The sequence below is a fragment of the Mesorhizobium sp. M8A.F.Ca.ET.161.01.1.1 genome, from assembly GCF_004792105.1.
Taxonomy (GTDB): domain Bacteria; phylum Pseudomonadota; class Alphaproteobacteria; order Rhizobiales; family Rhizobiaceae; genus Mesorhizobium.
Genome location: NZ_SRTD01000311.1, coordinates 1 through 321, shown reverse-complemented (window position 1 = coordinate 321; position 321 = coordinate 1). Strand labels below are relative to the sequence as shown.

Sequence of the window (321 nt, the reverse complement as noted above, 5' to 3'; positions counted from 1 at the left end):
TATCGCATTCCGGTCGGAGAACCGCGGCCGGAAATGCTCTAGTCTTCGAGAACCGCCCAGATGCGCTCGACAACGGGCCGGCGGTTCTCCTTGGAGCGATAGAGCCTGATATCGACCGCGATATCGTAGGTCGGGTCTGCGGCCCGCACCAGAGCGCCGCTATCAAGCTCGTGCCGCATCAGGCTTTCCGGTACCCAGGCCACACCCCAGCCGGCCATCGCCATGGCCTTGAGCCCCACCGACATGCTGCCCTCATGCACCCGCTCGAATTGCGGCAACCGCGCGCTCAGGAGATCGCGCAACAAAGGCCCAAAGAACGAC

1 protein-coding gene is annotated in these 321 nt (G+C 63.9%); it reads right to left on the bottom strand.

Annotated elements, in window-relative coordinates; all coding sequences use genetic code 11:
- Nucleotides 1–38 precede the first annotated feature (38 nt).
- Nucleotides 39–321, bottom strand: a 283-nt coding sequence (locus EN804_RS35860) for a LysR substrate-binding domain-containing protein (protein ID WP_246693547.1), incomplete at its 5' end; no start/stop codon positions are given.